Source organism: Pararhizobium sp. LjRoot255 (assembly GCF_964252905.1).
GTDB lineage: Bacteria > Pseudomonadota > Alphaproteobacteria > Rhizobiales > Rhizobiaceae > Pararhizobium.
In genome coordinates this window covers 1-208 of sequence record NZ_CAXUPQ020000017.1, presented here as the reverse complement: position 1 = coordinate 208, position 208 = coordinate 1, and the positions used below count along the sequence as shown (strand labels likewise).

The window sequence follows — 208 nt, the reverse complement described above, 5'->3', positions numbered from 1 at the left end:
GGCTTCGGCAAAGAAATTTGACCGCGAACAATAGCATTCAACGAATTGAAAGAGGGAAGCGATGTCGGGCTTGCAACTACCACAGGACAAACTCATCGAGGTCTATCGCAACATGCGGATGATCCGCCGCTTTGAAGAGCGGGTGATGGACGAGATGGCGACCGGCGACATTCCCGGCAACACCCATCTTTATGCCGGTCAGGAGGCA

General features: G+C 53.8%; 1 pseudogene. It reads left to right on the top strand.

Annotated elements, in window-relative coordinates:
* Positions 1-61 precede the first annotated feature (61 nt).
* A pseudogene (locus tag ACSQ2W_RS27335) lies at positions 62-208 on the top strand (ABC transporter substrate-binding protein); the annotation flags it as partial.